The organism is Streptomyces sp. NPDC002055 (genome assembly GCF_040296705.1).
Taxonomy (GTDB): Bacteria; Actinomycetota; Actinomycetes; order Streptomycetales; family Streptomycetaceae; genus Streptomyces.
In genome coordinates this window covers 50,076-67,834 of the sequence record NZ_JBEOXS010000010.1, presented here as the reverse complement: position 1 = coordinate 67,834, position 17,759 = coordinate 50,076, and the positions used below count along the sequence as shown (strand labels likewise).

At 74.1% G+C, this 17,759-nt stretch carries 15 protein-coding genes; 10 read left to right on the top strand and 5 right to left on the bottom strand.

Features of this window, described 5'->3' with window-relative positions:
- The first annotated feature begins 28 nt into the window (after nucleotides 1–28).
- The 4 genes from ABT112_RS08315 (at nucleotide 29) to ABT112_RS08300 (ending at nucleotide 3,541) form a co-directional block, all read left to right on the top strand.
- On the top strand, nucleotides 29–1,003 hold the full coding sequence (locus ABT112_RS08315; protein WP_351506917.1) for an OB-fold nucleic acid binding domain-containing protein: 975 nt from the start codon (nucleotides 29–31) through the stop codon (nucleotides 1,001–1,003).
- Nucleotides 1,000–2,064 (top strand): thiolase family protein, encoded by a 1,065-nt coding sequence (locus ABT112_RS08310; RefSeq protein WP_351506915.1) that lies wholly within the window; start codon nucleotides 1,000–1,002, stop codon nucleotides 2,062–2,064. Before ABT112_RS08315 ends, ABT112_RS08310 begins: the two co-directional genes overlap by 4 nt.
- A complete protein-coding gene (locus tag ABT112_RS08305; protein WP_351506913.1) occupies nucleotides 2,061–3,227 on the top strand; it encodes a thiolase family protein in 1,167 nt (388 codons plus the stop codon). Before ABT112_RS08310 ends, ABT112_RS08305 begins: the two co-directional genes overlap by 4 nt.
- 74 nt (nucleotides 3,228–3,301) lie before the next feature.
- Nucleotides 3,302–3,541: a DUF397 domain-containing protein gene (locus ABT112_RS08300; RefSeq protein ID WP_351506911.1), complete on the top strand. Its 240-nt coding sequence runs from the start codon at nucleotides 3,302–3,304 to the stop codon at nucleotides 3,539–3,541.
- Between the two features lie 126 nt (nucleotides 3,542–3,667).
- Here ABT112_RS08300 and ABT112_RS08295 read toward each other — a convergent pair whose 3' ends face one another.
- Together ABT112_RS08295 and ABT112_RS08290 are read right to left on the bottom strand one after the other, a co-directional pair.
- Entirely contained in the window at nucleotides 3,668–4,360 is a 693-nt protein-coding gene (locus ABT112_RS08295; protein WP_351506909.1) for a maleylpyruvate isomerase family mycothiol-dependent enzyme, read from the bottom strand.
- Nucleotides 4,351–5,004 (bottom strand): pyridoxine/pyridoxamine 5'-phosphate oxidase, encoded by a 654-nt coding sequence (locus ABT112_RS08290; protein WP_351506907.1) that lies wholly within the window; start codon nucleotides 5,002–5,004, stop codon nucleotides 4,351–4,353. Before ABT112_RS08290 ends, ABT112_RS08295 begins: the two co-directional genes overlap by 10 nt.
- 50 nt (nucleotides 5,005–5,054) lie before the next feature.
- On the opposite strand from ABT112_RS08290, the gene ABT112_RS08285 reads away from it, so the two are divergent.
- From ABT112_RS08285 to ABT112_RS08270, 4 genes are all read left to right on the top strand, one after another.
- Nucleotides 5,055–5,717: a CGNR zinc finger domain-containing protein gene (locus ABT112_RS08285; protein ID WP_351506905.1), complete on the top strand. Its 663-nt coding sequence runs from the start codon at nucleotides 5,055–5,057 to the stop codon at nucleotides 5,715–5,717.
- A gap of 322 nt (nucleotides 5,718–6,039) precedes the next feature.
- On the top strand, nucleotides 6,040–7,272 hold the full coding sequence (locus ABT112_RS08280) for a sensor histidine kinase (RefSeq protein WP_351507102.1): 1,233 nt from the start codon (nucleotides 6,040–6,042) through the stop codon (nucleotides 7,270–7,272).
- On the top strand, nucleotides 7,269–8,006 hold the full coding sequence (locus tag ABT112_RS08275; protein ID WP_351506903.1) for a response regulator: 738 nt from the start codon (nucleotides 7,269–7,271) through the stop codon (nucleotides 8,004–8,006). The genes ABT112_RS08280 and ABT112_RS08275 overlap by 4 nt, the downstream gene beginning before the upstream one ends.
- A gap of 185 nt (nucleotides 8,007–8,191) precedes the next feature.
- Nucleotides 8,192–8,692 (top strand): hypothetical protein, encoded by a 501-nt coding sequence (locus ABT112_RS08270; RefSeq protein ID WP_351506901.1) that lies wholly within the window; start codon nucleotides 8,192–8,194, stop codon nucleotides 8,690–8,692.
- 198 nt (nucleotides 8,693–8,890) lie between these two features.
- On the opposite strand, the gene ABT112_RS08265 is transcribed toward ABT112_RS08270, so the two are convergent.
- On the bottom strand, nucleotides 8,891–10,894 hold the full coding sequence (locus ABT112_RS08265) for an N-acetylmuramoyl-L-alanine amidase (protein WP_351506899.1): 2,004 nt from the start codon (nucleotides 10,892–10,894) through the stop codon (nucleotides 8,891–8,893).
- 347 nt (nucleotides 10,895–11,241) lie between these two features.
- Nucleotides 11,242–12,360: an aminoglycoside phosphotransferase family protein gene (locus ABT112_RS08260; RefSeq protein WP_351506897.1), complete on the bottom strand. Its 1,119-nt coding sequence runs from the start codon at nucleotides 12,358–12,360 to the stop codon at nucleotides 11,242–11,244.
- A 232-nt stretch (nucleotides 12,361–12,592) separates the two neighbouring features.
- On the opposite strand from ABT112_RS08260, the gene ABT112_RS08255 reads away from it, so the two are divergent.
- Nucleotides 12,593–14,062, top strand: a complete 1,470-nt coding sequence (locus ABT112_RS08255) for a DNA-binding protein NsdB (RefSeq protein WP_351506895.1) — start codon at nucleotides 12,593–12,595, stop codon at nucleotides 14,060–14,062.
- 440 nt (nucleotides 14,063–14,502) lie between these two features.
- Here ABT112_RS08255 and ABT112_RS08250 read toward each other — a convergent pair whose 3' ends face one another.
- A complete protein-coding gene (locus tag ABT112_RS08250; RefSeq protein ID WP_351506893.1) occupies nucleotides 14,503–15,969 on the bottom strand; it encodes a PP2C family protein-serine/threonine phosphatase in 1,467 nt (488 codons plus the stop codon).
- A gap of 314 nt (nucleotides 15,970–16,283) precedes the next feature.
- Here ABT112_RS08250 and ABT112_RS08245 point away from each other — a divergent pair, with 314 nt between their 5' ends.
- Entirely contained in the window at nucleotides 16,284–17,711 is a 1,428-nt protein-coding gene (locus ABT112_RS08245) for a HEAT repeat domain-containing protein (RefSeq protein WP_351506891.1), read from the top strand.
- Nucleotides 17,712–17,759 lie beyond the last annotated feature (48 nt).

The following is a 17,759-nucleotide window of genomic DNA, read 5'->3' as shown; positions in this document are numbered from 1 at the left end:
GGCACCGGCCCCTGGAAGGAGCCACGCCATGCCGTCCACCCCCGGCCCCGAGGTGCTGAGCGCCCCGCTGGTCCTCGAGTTCCCCTTCACCCGCTCCCTCGGCCCCGTCCGCGGCGCCTTCCTCACGGGCCTGCGCGAACGCACGGTCCTCGGGGCACGCACGGAGGACGGCCGGATCCTCGTCCCGCCCGCCGAGTACGACCCCGTCACCGCCGCCGAGCTGCGCGAACTCGTCGAGGTCGGCACCACCGGAACCGTCACCACCTGGGCCTGGAACCCGCAGCCCCGCCGTGCAGGCCCCCGCGACCGGCCCTTCGCCTGGGTGCTCGTCCGGCTCGACGGCGCCGACACCGCGCTGCTGCACGCTCTCGACGTCCCGGGGCCGGAGCACGTCCGCACCGGACTGCGGGTCCGTATCCGCTGGGCCGCGGAGCGCACCGGCGCCATCACCGACATCGCCTGCTTCGAACCTGCCCCGGACACCGTCGGAACCGACCCGGATGCGGCTGAACCCGCCCCGCACGACGGCGTGTTCGACGACCCGGTCACCGGCATCGTCGCCCCCGCCCGTCTCGACTACACCTACGCTCCCGGCCGCGCGCAGAGCCGTCACCTGGCCGCGCTCGCCGGCCGGCGGATCGTCGGGGAGCGGTGCCCGGCCTGCCGGAAGGTCTACGTCCCGCCCCGCGGAGCCTGCCCCACCTGCGGCGTCGCCACCGGCGAGCAGGTCGAGGTCGGCCCCCGCGGCACCGTCACCACCTTCTGCATCGTCAACATCAAGGCGAAGAACCTCGACATCGACGTGCCCTACGTCTACGCCCACATCGCCCTGGACGGCGCCGACCTCGCCCTCCACGGCCGCATCGGCGGCATCCCGTACGACCGGGTGCGGATGGGGCTGCGCGTCGAACCCGTCTGGACCGAAGGCGGCCGGCACCCCGACCACTACCGCCCCACCGGCGAACCCGACGCCGCCTACGAGACCTACCGGGAGCTGCTGTGACGCGGGACGTGGCCATCGTCGCCTTCGCCCAGACCGACCACCGGCGCAGCACCGCCGAGGTCTCCGAGGTGGAGATGCTGATCCCCGTCCTGGAGGACGTCCTGCGCCAGGTGGACCTGCGGACCGGGGAGATCGACTTCACCTGCTCCGGCTCCAGCGACTACCTCGCCGGGCGGGCCTTCTCGTTCACCATGGCCCTCGACGGGGTCGGCGCCTGGCCCCCGATCTCCGAGTCGCACGTCGAGACGGACGGCGCCTGGGCCCTGTACGAGGCCTGGGTCCGGCTGCTCACCGGCGAGGCGGACACCGCACTCGTCTACGCCTGGGGGAAGTCCTCCCCGGGCGAACTCCGGGACGTGCTCACCCGTCAGCTCGACCCGTACTACGTGGCGCCGCTCTGGCCGGACTCCGTCTCCCTGGCCGCCCTCCAGGCCCAGGCGCTGATCGACGCCGGCGACACCGACGAGCGGGCCCTCGCCGGCATCGCCGCCCGCAGCCGCACCGCGGCCCGCGACAACCCGCACGCCCAGCTCACCGGTTCGCCGCCGCCGGAGGGGCTGCTCGCCGAGGAGTACCTGGTGCGGCCGCTGCGGCGGCACGACGTGCCCCCGGTCAGCGACGGCGCGGCCGCCGTCGTCCTCGCCGCCGGGGCCACCGCCCGCCGGCTGTGCCCCCGCCCCGCCTGGATCCGCGGCATGGACCACCGCATCGAGGCCCACAGCCTCGGGGTGCGCGACCTGACCGACTCGCCCTCCGCCCGGCTCGCCGCCGAGCGGGCCGGCGCCTTCGAACGGCCCGTCGACACCGCCGAGATCCACGCCCCCTTCACCTCCCAGGAGGTCGTGCTCCGCAAGGCCCTGCGGTTGGACGGCACGGTGACCGTGAACCCTTCCGGCGGCGCGCTCGCCGCCCACCCGGTGATGGCCGCCGGCCTGATCCGCCTCGGCGAGGCCGCCGCCCGCATCCACCGCGGGGCGTCCGACCGCGCCCTGGCCCACGCCACCTCCGGCCCCTGCCTCCAGCAGAACCTGGTCGCCGTCCTCGAAGGAGCCGAGCGATGACCCGAGAACCCGTGGCCGTCGTCGGCATCGGACAGACGAAGCACGTCGCGGCCCGGCACGACGTGTCGCTGGCCGGACTGGTCCGGGAGGCCGCCGTCCGCGCCCTGGCCGACGCCGAGCTGGACTGGGCCGACATCGACGCCGTCGTCATCGGCAAGGCCCCCGACTTCTTCGAAGGCGTCATGATGCCGGAGCTGTTCCTCGCCGACGCGCTCGGCGCCGTCGGCAAGCCGATGCTCCGGGTGCACACCGCCGGCTCCGTGGGCGGCTCCACGGCCCTGGTCGCCTGCGGTCTCGTCGCCGCCCGCGTCCACCGCACCGTCCTCACCCTGGCCTTCGAGAAGCAGTCCGAATCCAACGCCATGTGGGGGCTGTCGCTCCCGATCCCCTTCCAGCAGCCGCTGCTAGCGGGGGCGGGCGGCTTCTTCGCCCCGCACGTACGGGCGTACATGCGCCGCTCCGGCGCGCCGTCCGCCGTCGGCGCGCTGGTGGCCTACAAGGACCGGCGCAACGCGCTGAGGAACCCCTACGCGCACCTCCACGAGGCCGGGCTCACCCTGGAGAAGGTGCAGTCCTCCCCGATGCTCTGGGACCCCGTCCGCTACTCCGAGACCTGCCCCTCCTCGGACGGCGCCTGCGCCATGGTCCTCACCGACCGGGCCGGCGCCCGGCGCGCCCCGCACCCGCCGGCCTGGGTGCACGGCGGGGCGATGCGCAGCGAGCCCACGATGTTCGCCGGGAAGGACTTCGTCTCCCCGCAGGCCGGCAAGGACTGCGCCGCGGACGTCTACCGGCAGGCGGGGATCACCGACCCGCGCCGGGAGATCGACGCGGTCGAGATGTACGTGCCGTTCTCCTGGTACGAACCCATGTGGCTGGAGAACCTCGGCTTCGCCGCCGAGGGGGAGGGCTGGAAGCTCACCGAGTCGGGCGCCACCGAACTCGACGGCGACCTGCCGGTCAACCCCTCGGGCGGGGTGCTCTCCACCAACCCCATCGGGGCCTCCGGCATGATCCGCTTCGCCGAGGCGGCGCTCCAGGTCCGCGGCCGGGCGGGGGAGCACCAAGTGGCGGGCGCGCGCACGGCGCTCGGACACGCGTACGGCGGCGGCTCCCAGTTCTTCGCCATGTGGCTGGTCGGCTCCGAGCCGCCCCGGTCCTGATTGGCGCACGGCCTGTGCGCCACCGGTGACGATCGATAGGCTGACCGGGCAGACGAACCGGGAGGAGCACGGACGTGGCCGACAGCACCACACAGCAGGCGCCGGCAGGATTCAAGAAGCCCCAGCTCGACTTGAGCAACGCCGAGTGGCAGTCCAGCAGCCAGGGGACGGGTGATGTCCAGATCGCCTTCATCGAGGGCTACATCGCGATGCGGGACGGCCGCAACCCGGAGGGCCCGGCGCTGATCTTCACACCGGCGGAGTGGCGCGCGTTCGTCCTCGGCGCCCGGGACGGCGAGTTCGACCTCACCTGAGCGTCGTTCCGGCGTGTCCCGAGGGGCGACCCCCGGCTCACGCCCCGCGCCGCGGCCGCCCGACGAGGCGCCGCGGCGCGGCACGGCGCCGGTCCACCCGCCGGGCGGACCGGCATGTCCCGACGGTCAGGGCCACGGCCGGAGTTCGGGGAGCGGCCCCGGCGCCGCGTCGACCCGGCCCTCCGGGGCCCGGCCCGCCAGCCACGCCGTCAGATCGGCCAGCGCCCCGTGCACGGTGACCGGCCGCTCGCCCGTCCCCAGCGCGCGCACCTCGGGACCGTCGGCCGCCACCAGCCTCAGACCGCCCTCGGGCGCCCGCGGTGCGAGGAAGTCCAGCGCGTGCGCACAGAACGCGCGGGACCAGCCGCTCGGCCCGCGCCCCAGCAGCAGGTCGGCGGTGTGCACTTCCACCTCCCGCCACCAGGCCAGCAGGGCGGTCGTCACCTCGCCGTCGCGGTAGCGCACCGGGAGCCGCCACTGCTCGGGATCGAGCCCCGACCAGACCTCCTCCGCGGTGCCGAGCATGCTCCGCACGGCCGCCCGCAGCTCCTCGGCGGACCGCTCCGCACCCGCCTCGATGGCGGCGTCCCGGGCCGGCCGGCCGCCGTCGTACACCTCGATCGTCCTGCCCTGGGTGGCGTACCGGGCCTGCCGCGCGAGGGCGGCGCCGACTCCTTCGAGATGCGCGAGCACATGTGCACGGGACCAGCCGGGCAGCGCGCTCGGTGCCCGTACCACCGCGTCGGTGAGTCCGTCCAGCAGGCCGTCCAGCCGCCGCTGGGCAGCGAGCACGGCGTGCAGCGGGGGTGTCACGGCCACAACAGCTCCTTGCGCCAGTCGGACCCGGTGCGGCGGTAGACGAGCCGGGTGTGCCGGCGGTCCCGGTCGCCCTGCCAGAACTCCACCTCGTCGGCCCGGAGGGTGTACAGCGTCCAGCCGGGAGCCACGAGTTCCGGATCCCGCTCCAGTCGCGCCCGGGACTCCCGCACCGCCCGGTCCCGGACGGCCGGGTCCTCGAGCGGACTGCTCTGCCGCCCCAGCAGGGACTCCGCCCGGGCCGCGGTACTCCGGGCGAGGAAGTCGGCGGCGCTGCGCTCCGGGCTCTCCGCGGCCACCGGCCCCCGGACGCGGACCTGCCGGGCGAGCGGCTGCCAGTGGAAGGTCAGTGCCGCGTACGGCCAGGCGGCGAGGTCGCGGCCCTTGGCGGAGGCGGCGTCGGTGGCGAACTGCCAGCCGTTCGCGGTCACGTTCTTCAGGATCAGGACGCGGGCGGACGGCGTGCCGTCGGCACCGGCCGTGGACAACGTCATGGCGTGCGGCGCCGGAACGGCGGCCTCCACCGCCCCCAGCAGCCACTGGCTGAACAGCCCGTCCGGGCTGCCGGGCGCGCTCCCGGGATCGAACCGGGGCGGATCGCCGGTGAACACCTCCAGCCCCCGCAGCAGTTCCCGCAGATCGGACATGAAATCCCCCTCCGTACCTAATGGTTGATCGCGAGGCTAGCATTAGCCCGATGACGACTAGCCCGATGACGACTGGCCCGATGCCGGAACAGCTGGCACTCGAACTCGCGGTCACCCTCCGGCACGATGGCGCGGGCGGCGTCACCGACGACCTGGAAACGGTCGACGGCCTCGCCCAGTGGCTGCGCGGCCGGGAGGGACGGCTGCGCTCCGCCCTGGACGCCGGCCCGGTCACCGCGGACGAGACCGTGCTGAGCGCCGTGCGGGAGGTGCGCACCGCGGTGCGCGCGCTGTTCGCGCGGGCCGTGGCTCCGCGCCCCGCGAGCCGGGCCGACGCCGGCCGGCTGCCCACCGCCGAGGACGCCCTGCAGACCCTGGCCCGGGCCGCCGGACGGGTGCCCGCCGCGCCGCGCTTGGACTGGCCGGAGGGCGGCGCCCCGGTGGCCGTGCCCACCGCCGCCGCCCCCGCGTCCCCCGCCGACCGGGTGGCCGCGGCCCTCGCACTCGCCGCCGTCGCGCTGCTGACCGGGCCCGGCCGGGCGCGGCTGCGGGCCTGCCCGGCGCCGCGCTGTGTGCGCTACTTCCTCCAGGACCACCCCCGCCAGGAGTGGTGCAAGCCGTCCTGCGGCAACCGCGCCCGGGTGGCCCGCCACCACGCACGGCACCGGGACCGCACCGGCGGTCCCGCGCCGGGAGCCGGCCGGGAGGGATGAGCCCGCCCCGGCCGCCGGAACGGAAGACGCAGCGGACAACCCCGGCACGAAGCCCCGGAGCTATCGGACGACACGGCTTAGGAGGAAGGCGCCGGGCGAAGCAGTGCCGGATGAAAGATGAAAGCGGCGCCGGATGAAGCAGAGCCGGATGAAAGAGGCGCCGGATGACAGCAGTGCCCGACGAAGCCGCGCCGTAGGCATACGTGCCGCACGGAAGGGGCGTCGCACGGAAGCACCGGCTCCGCTCACCGGCCCCCCGGTCTGGCTCTTCAGAGGGAGGTGCCGCCTCCCGCCGCGGACGTACTGTTCCGGCGTGCAGACGATGATGCGACCGCTGTTCGGCGGTGCCGTGTACCGCAGTTGGCTCCACGCGTGCCTCGGGGCGGCGCTGAGCCTGCCGCCCCTGACCGCCGTCCTGGCGGCGTCCGGCCACCCCACTCCGGCAGGAGCGGTGGGCGGCTGCCTCGCCACGGTCGCGGTGATCGTGGCCATGGGCGTGCCCGCCGCCGCCCGGCGGGGGAGCGTGCGCCTGGCCAACGGCCTGCTGGGGACTGGACTCCCCGCCCCGGCCGCGGCACCGCGGTCCCGCTGGGCCGACCGGCTGCGGACCTCGGCCTGGCTGGTGCCGCACATGGCGCTCGGCGCCGTGGTGACCGCGGCGACCGGACTGCTGCTCTTCGCGGCGGTCGCCTTCGTCACGGTCTGGCTCGGCGGCGGAGGTGTCATCGACATCCACCGCACCGAGGCCCGGGTGCCGGCGGGTCCGCAGGGCCTGTGGACCCTGGGCGTCGCGGCCGCGTGCCTCGTGACGGCCTGCGGTGTCACCGCCGGAGGAGCGGCGCTGCTGCGGCTGCTCGCCCCGGCCCTGCTGGGCCTCGGGCCCGCCGAGCGGCTGGCCGCCGCCGAGGAGCGGATGCGTCAGGAGGCCCAACGCAACCGGCTGGCCCAGGAGTTGCACGACTCGATCGGGCACACCCTCACCGCGGCCACCATCCAGGCCGCCGTCGCCAAGGAACTCCTGGGCAGTGACCCGCAGGCCGCCCTCAGCGCCTTGAGCAGCATCGAGGAGACCTCGCGCGCCGCGCTGGACGACCTCGACCACGTCCTCGGCGTCCTCCGCGCGGAACCCTCCCCCACGGCACCCCGGCGCACCCTGACCGACCTCGGAGCACTCACCGGCACCGTCCGCCGGGCCGGGGCCCAGCTGACCGTCGAGACCACCGGCGGCCTCGACCGCGTCCCCGCCACCGTGTCGCGGGAGGCGTACCGGATCATCCAGGAGGGCCTGACCAACGCGTTACGGCACGGCGGGCAGACCGGCCTCACCCTCCGGGTCGCCGTCCGCGACGGCCTGCTGGAGGTGGAGCTCACCAACCCCGTGACCACCGCGGCGGGCCGCCCGTCCGGACGGCACGGGCACGGCCTCACCGGGATCACCGAACGGGTCCGGCTGCTGCGCGGCGAGGTGACCGCGGGCCCGGTGGACGACCCGGCCCCGTCCGGCGGGGGCCGCTGGCGGCTCGTCGCACGGCTGCCGCTGCGGCCCGCGCCGTGAACGGCACTCCGGCCGCGCAGGCGGCCGCCGAGGAACGCCCGGTGACCGTCCTCATCGTCGACGACGAGGAACTCACCCGCACCGGACTGCGCACCCTGCTGTCGGCCAAGCCCGACCTGGACGTCGTGGGCGAGGCGGCCGACGGTGACGAGGTGCTCCCGCTCGTCACCGAGCTGCGCCCCGACGTGGTGCTGATGGACCTCCGGATGCCCCGGGTCGGCGGCATCGAGGCCATCCGCCGGCTGCACGCGGAACTGGCCCGTCCGCCGAAGGTCGTCGTGATCACCACCTTCGAGAACGACGAGCACGTCCACGACGCCCTGCGGGCCGGCGCCAGCGGGTTCATCCGCAAGCGCGCCCCGTCGCAGCAGATCGCGCACGCCGTCCGGCTGGTCGCCACCGGTGACTCCGTGCTGTTCCCCGGTGCCGTCCGGCCACCGGCCCCCGGACGGCTCGTCCGCCGGGACCCGGCCACCGGAGGTGCCGCGACGCTCACCAGCCGTGAGACCGAGATCGTCCGCCTGATGGCCCAGGGGCTGTCCAACCAGCAGATCTCCACCCGGCTGACCGTGGCCCTGGAGACGGTCAAGACCCACGTGGGGAACCTGCTGGCCAAGCTCAATGCGAACAACCGTACGCATGCGGTGATCCTCGCCTACGAAGCCGGACTCGTGGGGCCGGTGACGGAGGAACACCGGCCACCGGCCGCGCCACCGCCACGACGGTCCGGCTGACGGGCCGCCGGGCTGTTCGGGCGGTCCGTTCGGACGGGCCGCGGCCCGGCGCCGCCGCTCTCCGGCGTGCGGCCCCGCACCGGGCCGGCCGACCGCCGGTGCGCGCTCCCCGGAGCGCCACGGCACGCTCCCGGCGGCGCCCCGGTGCGGATCGCGCGCGGTCGGCGGGCACGTACCATGTCGGCATGTCCTTCCTCCGCCGCCGCAGCGCAGCCACGCCCACCGGGCCGGACTTCGATGTCCTCGCGATGGATCCCAGTGACTGGCCGGGCAATCTCGGCGCGGGCCTGCTGCCTGCCCCGGACGGCAGCTGCCAGGGCGTCTTCCTCCGCTACGACCTGTTCGGCGGCCGCGGCCCGGCGATGATCATCGGCAATCTGCCCGCGGGCTCCCCGGCCCGTGAACTCGGTGAGGACCAGGCCCCCTTCGAGGTGGCCCAGCTCCTCGCCGCACTGGGCAACGAGGAGCCGGTGCACATCGTCGAGACCGAGGACACCCCGGTGATGCACGAGGACAACCTGCTGATCGTGCGGCGGATCAAGCTCTCGGAGAGCCGGATCTCCTGCGCCCAGTTCGACCGCAGCGACGGCGTGCTCGTCACCATCGCCAGCTGGGACCGCCCGATCACCGACGACCTGTACCAGCTGCTCAAGCCGCTGCCCGCGGAGATGTTCCAGCAGAGCTGACCGCTCGGCCGGCCACGCGGAACGGGGGCCACGGCTGTCCACCCGGAGCTGCTCACGGCTCTCCACCTGCTGCCCACGGCTGTCCACGCGGAGCCGAGCCCACAGCGGTGCCGCCGCCCCAGCGGTGGCGGAGCGGCGGCACAGACGCTACGGGCCGTCCCCTGGGCGGGCCGCACCCGAGCCCGGCGGGAGCCGGGTCTACTGGTCCGACTGGCGCACGGTCACGTCCTCGGCCTTCACGAACGCCACCCGGTGGCCGGCCTGGATCTGGTAGTACTTCTGCTTCCCCCGGACCACCCGGTGGCCCTTGGTGTCGAAGGTCGGGGCGTAGTAGTACTCACCGGTGATCTTCGGGCCCACGGCGTACTTCTCGCCGGCCCCCAGCTTGTACGGCAGCGCGGACAGCGGCTGGACCGGAATGTCCTTCGGGTAGGCGGCCGCCTCCGGGTACGCGCGCCCGAACACCTCGACGGTCTTCCTGCCCGCCTTCGGGGTGGCGACCCGGCCCTTGGCGTTCACCGCCGTCGGCTGCTTGGCCGGGTTGTGGAACCACGCCTTCTGGCCCAGGTACCAGACCGCCGTCCAGTCGCCCTTCCGCTCGGCGACCGCGAACTGCTGGCCGGTGGAGGCCCGCGCACCGAGATCGTTGACCCCGGTCGTCGAGTCGTCACCGTTCGGCGGATGCAGCCCGATGTCCTTGACCAGCGGCGCGTCCGCACGCGGCGCGGTGTGCAGCCGGACGGCGCCGGAGCCGTGCGACGGGCACTTCTCCTTGCTGTCCTTCTTGCAGCCGGTGTAGACGGGCTTGTTCCGGGCGTAGTCGGGCCGGATCGTCACCAGCCCGCCCTTCGCGTCCGCGGTCGACCGCAGCGGGGCGCCCAGCAGCTCGAAGTAGTGCGCCCAGTCCCAGTACGGACCGGGGTCGGTGTGCATCCCGGGAATCGTCATCGCCGTCGGGCCCGGGACGTTGTCGTGGCCCAGGATGTGCTGCCGGTCCAGCGGAATGTCGAATCGTTTCGCCAGATGCTGCACCAGCCGGGCCGAGGCGCGATACATCGCCTCCGTGTACCAGGCGTCGGGCGCGGTGAGGAAGCCCTCGTGCTCCAGACCGATGGACTTGGAGTTCACGAACCAGTTCCCCGAGTGCCAGGCGACGTCCTTGAGCGGAACGTGCTGGGCGACATGGCCGTCCGAGGAGCGCAGGCTGTACTGCCAGGAGACGTACGTCGGATCCTTGATCAGGTCGATCGTCACGTCCCACGGACCCTCGGTGTCGTGCACGATGATGTACTCGATCTTCTGGCCGCGGGGCCGGTCGGCCTTGTCGTGGTTGCCGTAGTCCCGCTCGCTCCCCTCGCCGAACTCCTTGTACGGAGCCGGAATCCACTCGCAGGCCACCGCGGCCGGGCACTCCGCCTTGCCCGCGGCCGTGGCCCGCAGGCCCAGCCGCGGCGCCTGCTCGGTGGCCGGCTCCAGCCCGGGCGCACCGGGCAGCGCGACCTCCTGCCCGCTGTCGGTGGTGCGCCGCTCGCCGTGCCGGATCACCTCGAACACATCGTCGGCGTAGCCGGCCGCCGTGGCACGGTCGTCGGCGCCGGAGTACCGGGCCACGGCCGCGTACCACTGCGCCGGATCCCCGCTGAGCGGCAGCCCGAGCGACTCCTGGGCGGCGGCGAGCAGCGCCGCGCCACCGCTGATGTTGGCCGCGTCGTCCTCCCGGAGCCGGCGCGGGGCGAGATCCGTCAGCTCGGCGGCCCGCTGGAGCGTCCGCAGCCGGGCCGGCACCTCCGACGGCTCCGGAACCTTGGCAGGCTGTTCGGGAACGGTCCGGCGCGCCCGGGAACCGTCGCCGCGCGGATCCTCCTCGCCACCGTGCGCCAGGGGAGGGGCCTCCGCCAGCGCGGTCCGGGCATCCGTCAGATGCATGGGGCCGTAGCCGCCGGAGACGGACGGCTCCCCGTGGTGGCTGTCCCACCGGGACTGCAGATAGGAGACCCCGAGCAGCACGCTCCGGGGCACCTGGTACCGCTGCGCCGCGTCGGTGAACGCCTGCTCGAGGGAGTACGGATCGGGCCGGGCGGCGGTGGCGGACGGCGCGGCGGCGACCAGGGGGATCAGCAGAGCGGCGCCGGCTGTCGCGACGGCCGCCCGCCCCCCGAGCCGCCGGGTGCCTCTCGCGCCTTCGTGAGCGGATCCTCGCATGCAGCAGCCTCCTCGGGCTGGACCGTGCCAGGTGATGCGCAGACGGGATGGGGATGGCGTGGAACCCGACTACAGCTATCGCTAGTCAGACGATCCGTCAATCACGCTGCGGCGGAGGAGTGTGCACGTCATTCAGGTGCCGCCAGAGGCACGGAATACAAGGCCGAGAGGCTGTTGCGGGCCTGCGGAGTGGACCGGAGCCGGGCCGCGGAGCGTCAGGGAATTTCGACCGATCGGCCCAGAGGGTTCACCCCGCGCCGACCGTCGCGCCCCGGGAGCGTGCCGACCCCTGGAGTGGGGATGGTGGCCGACCCCGGTACCCGGGTCGGCCACCATCCCCACTCCGGTCAGCGCGTGCCGACGGCCGCCCGTACGGCCCGGCGCGCCATGGCGCAGTCGTCGTGCAGCCGGCGGAGCAGCAGCCGCTGCTCCTCACCCGTCGCGCCGGGAGCCTGCACGGCCGGCGCCGGGTCGTGCATGGTCCGCTGCACGGCGGTCTCGTAGGTGCGGATCTCCCGCGTCAGCACCAGCATCAGATTGACCAGGAAGGCGTCCCGCGCGGCCGGGCCGGCCGCCTGTGCCAGCTGGCTGATCTGCCGACGGGCGACCGGCGCGTCCCCGAGCACCGACCAGAGCGTCGCCAGGTCGTAGCCCGGGAGATACCAGCCGGCATGCTCCCAGTCGACGAGGACGGCACCCGCGGGGGACAGCAGCACATTGGAGAGCTGCGCGTCGCCGTGGCAGAACTGTGTCGGGACGTGCTTCCCGGCGCTGTGCGCCAGCCCGTGCAGCAGCTTCTGCAGATCCCCCATGTCGCGGTCGGTGAGCAGCCCCAGCTCGTGGTAGCGCGTCATCCGGCTGGCGTAGTCGACCGGGGCGTCGAACAGGCCGGCCGGCGGCCGCCACTGGTTGACGCGGCAGATCGCGCCCAGCGCCGCCCGTACGTCGGCGCGCGGCGGTGTCTCCGCCGGGTGCCGCTGCAGGGACGCCACCCGCCCCGGCATGCGCTCGATCACCAGCGTGCAGTTGTCCGGGTCCGCCGCGATCAGCCGGGGCACCCGCACGGGCGGGCGGTGCCGGACGAACGCGCGGTACGCCGCTATTTCCTGCCGGAACCGCTCCGCCCAGGCGGGGGAGTGGTCGAGTAAGCACTTGGCGACGGCGCTGCTGCGGCCCGTCGTCCCGACCAGTAGTACGGACCGCCCGCTGCGCCGGAGCACCTGTACCGGATTGAACTCCGGACAGATGCGGTGCACCGCAGCGATCACCGTGCGCAGCTGAGCGCCCTGGGGGCCGGACAAGTCGATTCTCCCGCTGAGCGGTTGGGCGCCCGGTCCAGGCGCCCGCCGTGGCCGACCGCCGCCGACCGTCGCGGCGTGGGCCGGGTCGAGATACGGCCCGCTGCCGGACGGCTGCGGGCGGTACGGGCGGGGCGGGGCGGACACGGAGGACGATGCTGCGTACATGGGCGTGACAGATCCCTTCGCGTGCCGACGAGTTGTTGCGCTCCCGGCCCCGAGGGCGGCCGGCACCCTGGGGAATGCGGGCCGCCCGCCAGGCCGGGGAGGCGCGTTCCTACAGGACACCCGGCCGCGGGTGGCACACCATCTGGCGCACCCTGGCGAACCCTGGCGAATAGTCGCCCGGCCCATGACGGCCGGTTACTGTCAACTCAGCCGAGGAACCTGGGGGCTTGACGTGACCAAGGAACCCAACACCCGACTCGCGGACCTGTTCGGCCTGGCCGGCTGGTCCAAGGGCGAGCTCGCGAGGCTGGTGAACCGGCATGCGGCGGCCATGGGCCATCCGCAGCTGGCCACCGACACCTCGCGGGTGCGGCGTTGGATCGACACCGGCGAAGTGCCGCGCGATCCCGTGCCGCAGGTTTTGGCATCCCTGTTCACCGAGCGACTCGGTCGTGTCGTGACCATCGAGGATCTCGGGCTCGACCGACAGGGACGCGCAGGTAGACGGCAGTCCGCCGAGGGACTGCCGTGGGCGCCCGAACGGACCGCCGCGGTCCTCACCGAATTCACGGGAATGGACCTCATGCTCAACCGACGCGGCTTGGTGGGCGCGGGCGCCGCGCTCGCCGCAGGCTCAGCACTCACCGGCGCCATGCACGACTGGCTCCACACCGACCCGTCCCTCGCCGCCGACGGCGTCCGGGGCGGCACGTCCACCGTCGATCCGGCGGCCTTCGACCGGTACGAGGCGGCCCCCGTGGGGTCGCAGGAGATCGAGGCGCTGGAGCACTCGGTCGAAGTCTTCCGGGCCTGGGACGCCGCCCGCGGCGGCGGACTGCAGCGCAAGGCGGTGGTCGGCCAGCTCAACGAGGTGGGCGGCATGCTCGCCTACCGGCATCCCGACCATCTCCAGCGCCGGCTGTGGGGGGTGGCGGCCAATCTCGCCGTCCTCGCCGGCTGGATGTCCCACGACGTGGGTCTGGAGCCCACGGCACAGAAGTACTTCGTGATCGCGGCCCACGCCGCCCGTGAGGGCGGCGACCGGCCGCGGGCGGGCGAGGCGCTCTCCCGCGCCGCCCGGCAGATGGTGCACCTGGGCCGGCCGGACGACGCCCTGGACCTGATGAAGCTGGCCAAGTCCGGCTCCGGGGAGGAGACCCTCCCGCGCACCCGCGCGATGCTGCACACCATCGAGGCGTGGGCCCAGGCGTCGATGGGGCGCGGTCAGGCCATGCGGCGCACGCTGGGCGAGGCCGAGGAGCTCTTCGTCTCGGACAAGGGCGATGTCCCGCCGCCGAGTTGGATGCAGATGTTCGACGAGGCGGATCTCCACGGCATGCAGGCACTGGCCCTCCGTACCTTCGCCGAGCACGACCCCTCCGCTGCCGTCATCGCCCAGCGGCACGCCAAGGAGGCGCTCCGGCTGCGGGAGAACGGCCGTCAGCGGTCGAAGATCTTCGACTACATCTCCCTCGCCTCGGCCTGCTTCATCGCCGACGACCCGGAACAGGCCGACCGGTACGCCCGGCTCGCGCTGGTGTCGATGGGGGAGACCTCCTCGCACCGCACCTGGGACCGGCTCCGCGAGATGTACCGGCTGACCGGGCAGTACGCCGGACACGGCAGGATCGAGGATCTGCGCGAGGAGATCCAGCAGGCCATGCCGAAGAGCCCCGCCAAGGGCAGGAGCACGACGGTGTGACGGGGCCCGCTCGGGCCGGCGGGTTCTCCTGCCCCTGACGCGACGACAGTTCCGCAACAGACCCTTGAGCTGCAGAGACCTAGGCTCCGCCGATCTTCAGGGATCGAGGCTCCGCGCCCGGCTGCTCCGGGGCGTGGGCGCAGGAATCCCCTGTGCACGTCACATCGGTGTGCACGTCACATCGGTGCCCGTGAGGTCCGGTGAAGATCCGGGCGGGGTGCATCCGTGTGCTCCGGTGAGTCCGGTGCGGCTCGTCCCAGTCCGGGAGTCCCAGTCCGGGATGAGGTGTCCCACGGCGTCGTGCGGGGTGCGGTGCCCTGTGGCGTCGTGTGCTGTCGGTGTCGCTGAGGTCGGTGCTGCGGAGGTCCTTGTGGCGGAGGCGGTCGGGAAGCGCGTCGTCGTCGGGAAGGACGTCGGCGCTGGGGTCACCGGTGCCGGTGCTACGCGTCGATCCGGGCGATCATCACGCATGCGTCGTCCTCGCGATCCGTCTCACCGAACTCCTCGGCCACGATCCGCACGCACTCCTGCGCGCTGCGGGCGGCCGACAGCCGAGGGCCGAGGGCCAGCAGCCGTTGCACCGCCGCGTCGCCGTCCGGGCCGGTGGGGTCGGTGAAGGAGGGGGCGAGGCCGCCGGTGTGCAGGACCAGCAGGTCGCCGGGGGCGAGCTGCTCCTCGGCCTGCTCGTACGAGGCTCCGGAGGTGGCGCCGAGGAGGACTCCCCCCGGCTGCGGCAGGGCGCGCCCCACCCCGTCGCGGAACAGCAGCGGTGCGGAGTGTCCCGCCTGTGACCAGGACAGGGCGCCGCTGCGGGAGTCGTATCGGCAGCAGAGGGCGCTGCCCAGAGCGGGTTGAGCCGAGGCGTCGAGCAGCTGGTTGAGCCAGCCCATCAGCGCCCCGGGCGCCACGCCCGCGACCGCCATCCCGCGCAGCGCACCGAGCAGCATGGCCATCCCGGAGGTGGCGGACACACCGTGCCCGGTGAGGTCGCCGACGCTGAGCAGGGTCTGCCCGTCGGGCAGGTGCAGGGCGTCGTACCAGTTGCCGCCGATGAGGGCGCCGGTGCCGGAGGGGAGGTAGTGGGCGGCCAGGTCGAGCGAGGCCTGACCGCCCTGCGGGAACCGCAGGGAGCCGCGCCAGGGAGGCAGCACGGCTTCCTGCAGCTCGACCGCAAGCCGGCGCTCGGTCTGTGCGATGTGCCGCTGGCGCTGCAGCGAGTCACGGGTCTCGCGCACCGCCCGCTGGCTGCGTCGCAGCTCGCTGACGTCGCGCAGCACGGCCCACATGGAGGCCGTGCAGCCGTCGGCGTCGAGCACCGGCTCGCCCATCATGTGCAGCGTGCGGACGGAGCCGTCGGCACGCACGATGCGGAACTCGCCGTCGATGGGCTTCCCGTCCACCAGGCAGTCCGTGACCATGGCGGTCAACAGCCCCTGGTCCTCCGCGAACAGCCAGGACGGCAGCTCGTCGAGGGAGAGCGGACCGTCCTCGGGGGTGCGCCCGAAGATCCGGAACAGCTCGTCCGACCAGTCCACTTCGTCGGTGAGCAGATTCCACTCGGCGCTGCCCACCCGGCTGAGCAGCGAGCCCCGCTCGGCGGGGGGCGGCGTCCCGGCGATCGGCGCGGAAACGACGGTGTCCGGCGCGGCGTCGGCCGGGACGAGGTCGGGCGGCAGCCCCTCGCGCAGCTGTCCGAGCTGTTGGCCCAGGTCGTCGAGGTGATGCACCGCGAGGTCGCAGAGCGCCCGCTGCCAGCGGAACCGGGGATCGTCCTCGGCCGATGCGGTGTCCCGCCGTACGGCGTCGACGCCTCCGCGTAAGCGGCGGGTCTGGGAGATGAGGGCGTCCACCGCGCCGCGCTCCGGCGGCTGAGCGGCTGGACGGTCCGCGAACGAGTGGGGCGGCATCACGTACTCCGATATAAGCGCGGCCGAGTCTGAGGGAAGGGCCGGTAACGACTGTTGCACAGGGAGCGACGGCCCGTAAGGGATTTGGCAACACCCGATTCGGTGGTGCTTCCGGCATATGCCAGGGGCCTTGAAGGGCGGTTTCTCCGGTTCGTCGCCCCGGCTCGGCGGAATCATACGGTCCGGGTAGGCTGCGGCGCTCGGGTACGGAAATCCGCGCTGCTCATCAGGCGTAGATCCCGTGGTCACCGGCAAGAATGCCGGTCGGCGGAAATCCCGTTGCCAGCGAACCCACCGCACCGGATGCTGACCTCATGTTCGATCCAGACATAGCGCCCAGTGGCACCCTCCTCGGCCTCCTGCAGCGAGGCCGCGGCGACGGGACCCTGCATGCTCTCGCGGCGCCGCGGGCCGAGGCGCTCGCCGCGCTGCACCACTGTGTGCTGCACGACCCCCGGCACGACTGGCAGATCGAGAACCGCTCCCTCTACTACGCGCGGCTCCACCTCGAGCTCGACGGCGGGCTCGACCCGATCGAACAGCACCTGTTCCACCCCGACGACCTGGTGGACAGCTCCGAACAGCGCACCGGGCTCGCCCTCGCCGTCCTCGGCCACCTCGCCAGCTACGGGCGCACCGACGCCCTGCTGCTCCTCCGCCGCTATGCCGTCGCCGGCAGCAACTGGGCCTGGGCCCTGGACGAGCTGGCCCTCCGCGACGAGGACGAGGCACTGAAGGCCCTCGGCCGCGCGGTGGTCGCCCGGTTCCCCCGCACCCCGCGGGGCGAGGCCGACCTCGCCGCGGCCGTCCGGGACGCCTTCGAGCCCCGGCCGTGGCGGCTGTGGGCCGACGACCGGGACGACCCGGACACCGCGGCCCGGGTGCGTGCCGCCCGGGAACAGGGCAGCTTCGACCGCTGGCAGCGGCAGCTCAGGCCGAGCGGGCCGCGCCCCGGCTGGAGCGTCCGGGAAGTCCTCGACTGGGCGCAGCAGGGCCTCGACCAGCACCCCTCCCAGCCGCGCCACGCGGCCGCCGCCCGCTGCATGACCGCCGTGGCCGGCCCCGAGGACCGCCCGGAGATCGTCGAAGCCGCCCGCTCGGGCCCCGACGGGGCCCGCTGCACCGCCCTGCGCCACCTCGCGGAACAGCAGGATCCCGAGGCCCTCGACCTGCTGGACGCCGCCGCGGCGAGCCCGTCGGCCGTCGTGGCGGAGGTCGCCATCGCCTCCTTCGAACGCATGCGGAGCATGGCCGCGCTGGAACGGGCCCGCGGCTGGGCGAGCCGGCCGGACGCGGTGGGCCGGGCGGCGGCGGGCATGCTCGCCTGCCGGGGCGGCCGTCAGGACTCCGGGCTCGTGCTCGCCGCCCTGCGCACGACCGTACGCACCGAGGGCGCGGACGCCGCCGAGCTGTGGACGCTGGTCGACGGCGCCGGCCGGCTGTCGATCGCCTGCGCCGCCCCCGTGCTGCGCCACATCTACCGCGAGACCTCCTCCTCACAGCTGCGCGGGCGGGCGGCCCGTGCGCTGGCCGCCACCGACCCGTCGTTCGCGGCGGGCTTCGCCGTGGAGTGCCTGTGGGACTGCGAGGAGACCACCCGCGAGCTGGCGGCCCGGCACGCCGCGATCGGCGACATCCGCGTCGTCGACCAGCTCCGCCGGCTCGCCGCGGACCCGGCGGAGGAGGCGGAGGTCCAGACGGCCGTCCGCAGCCGGATCGGGCCCGACATGCCCGCCGTGTGACGCCCGCGGCGCCATCGCCGCGCAAACGCTCATGGGACGTTCCCCCGG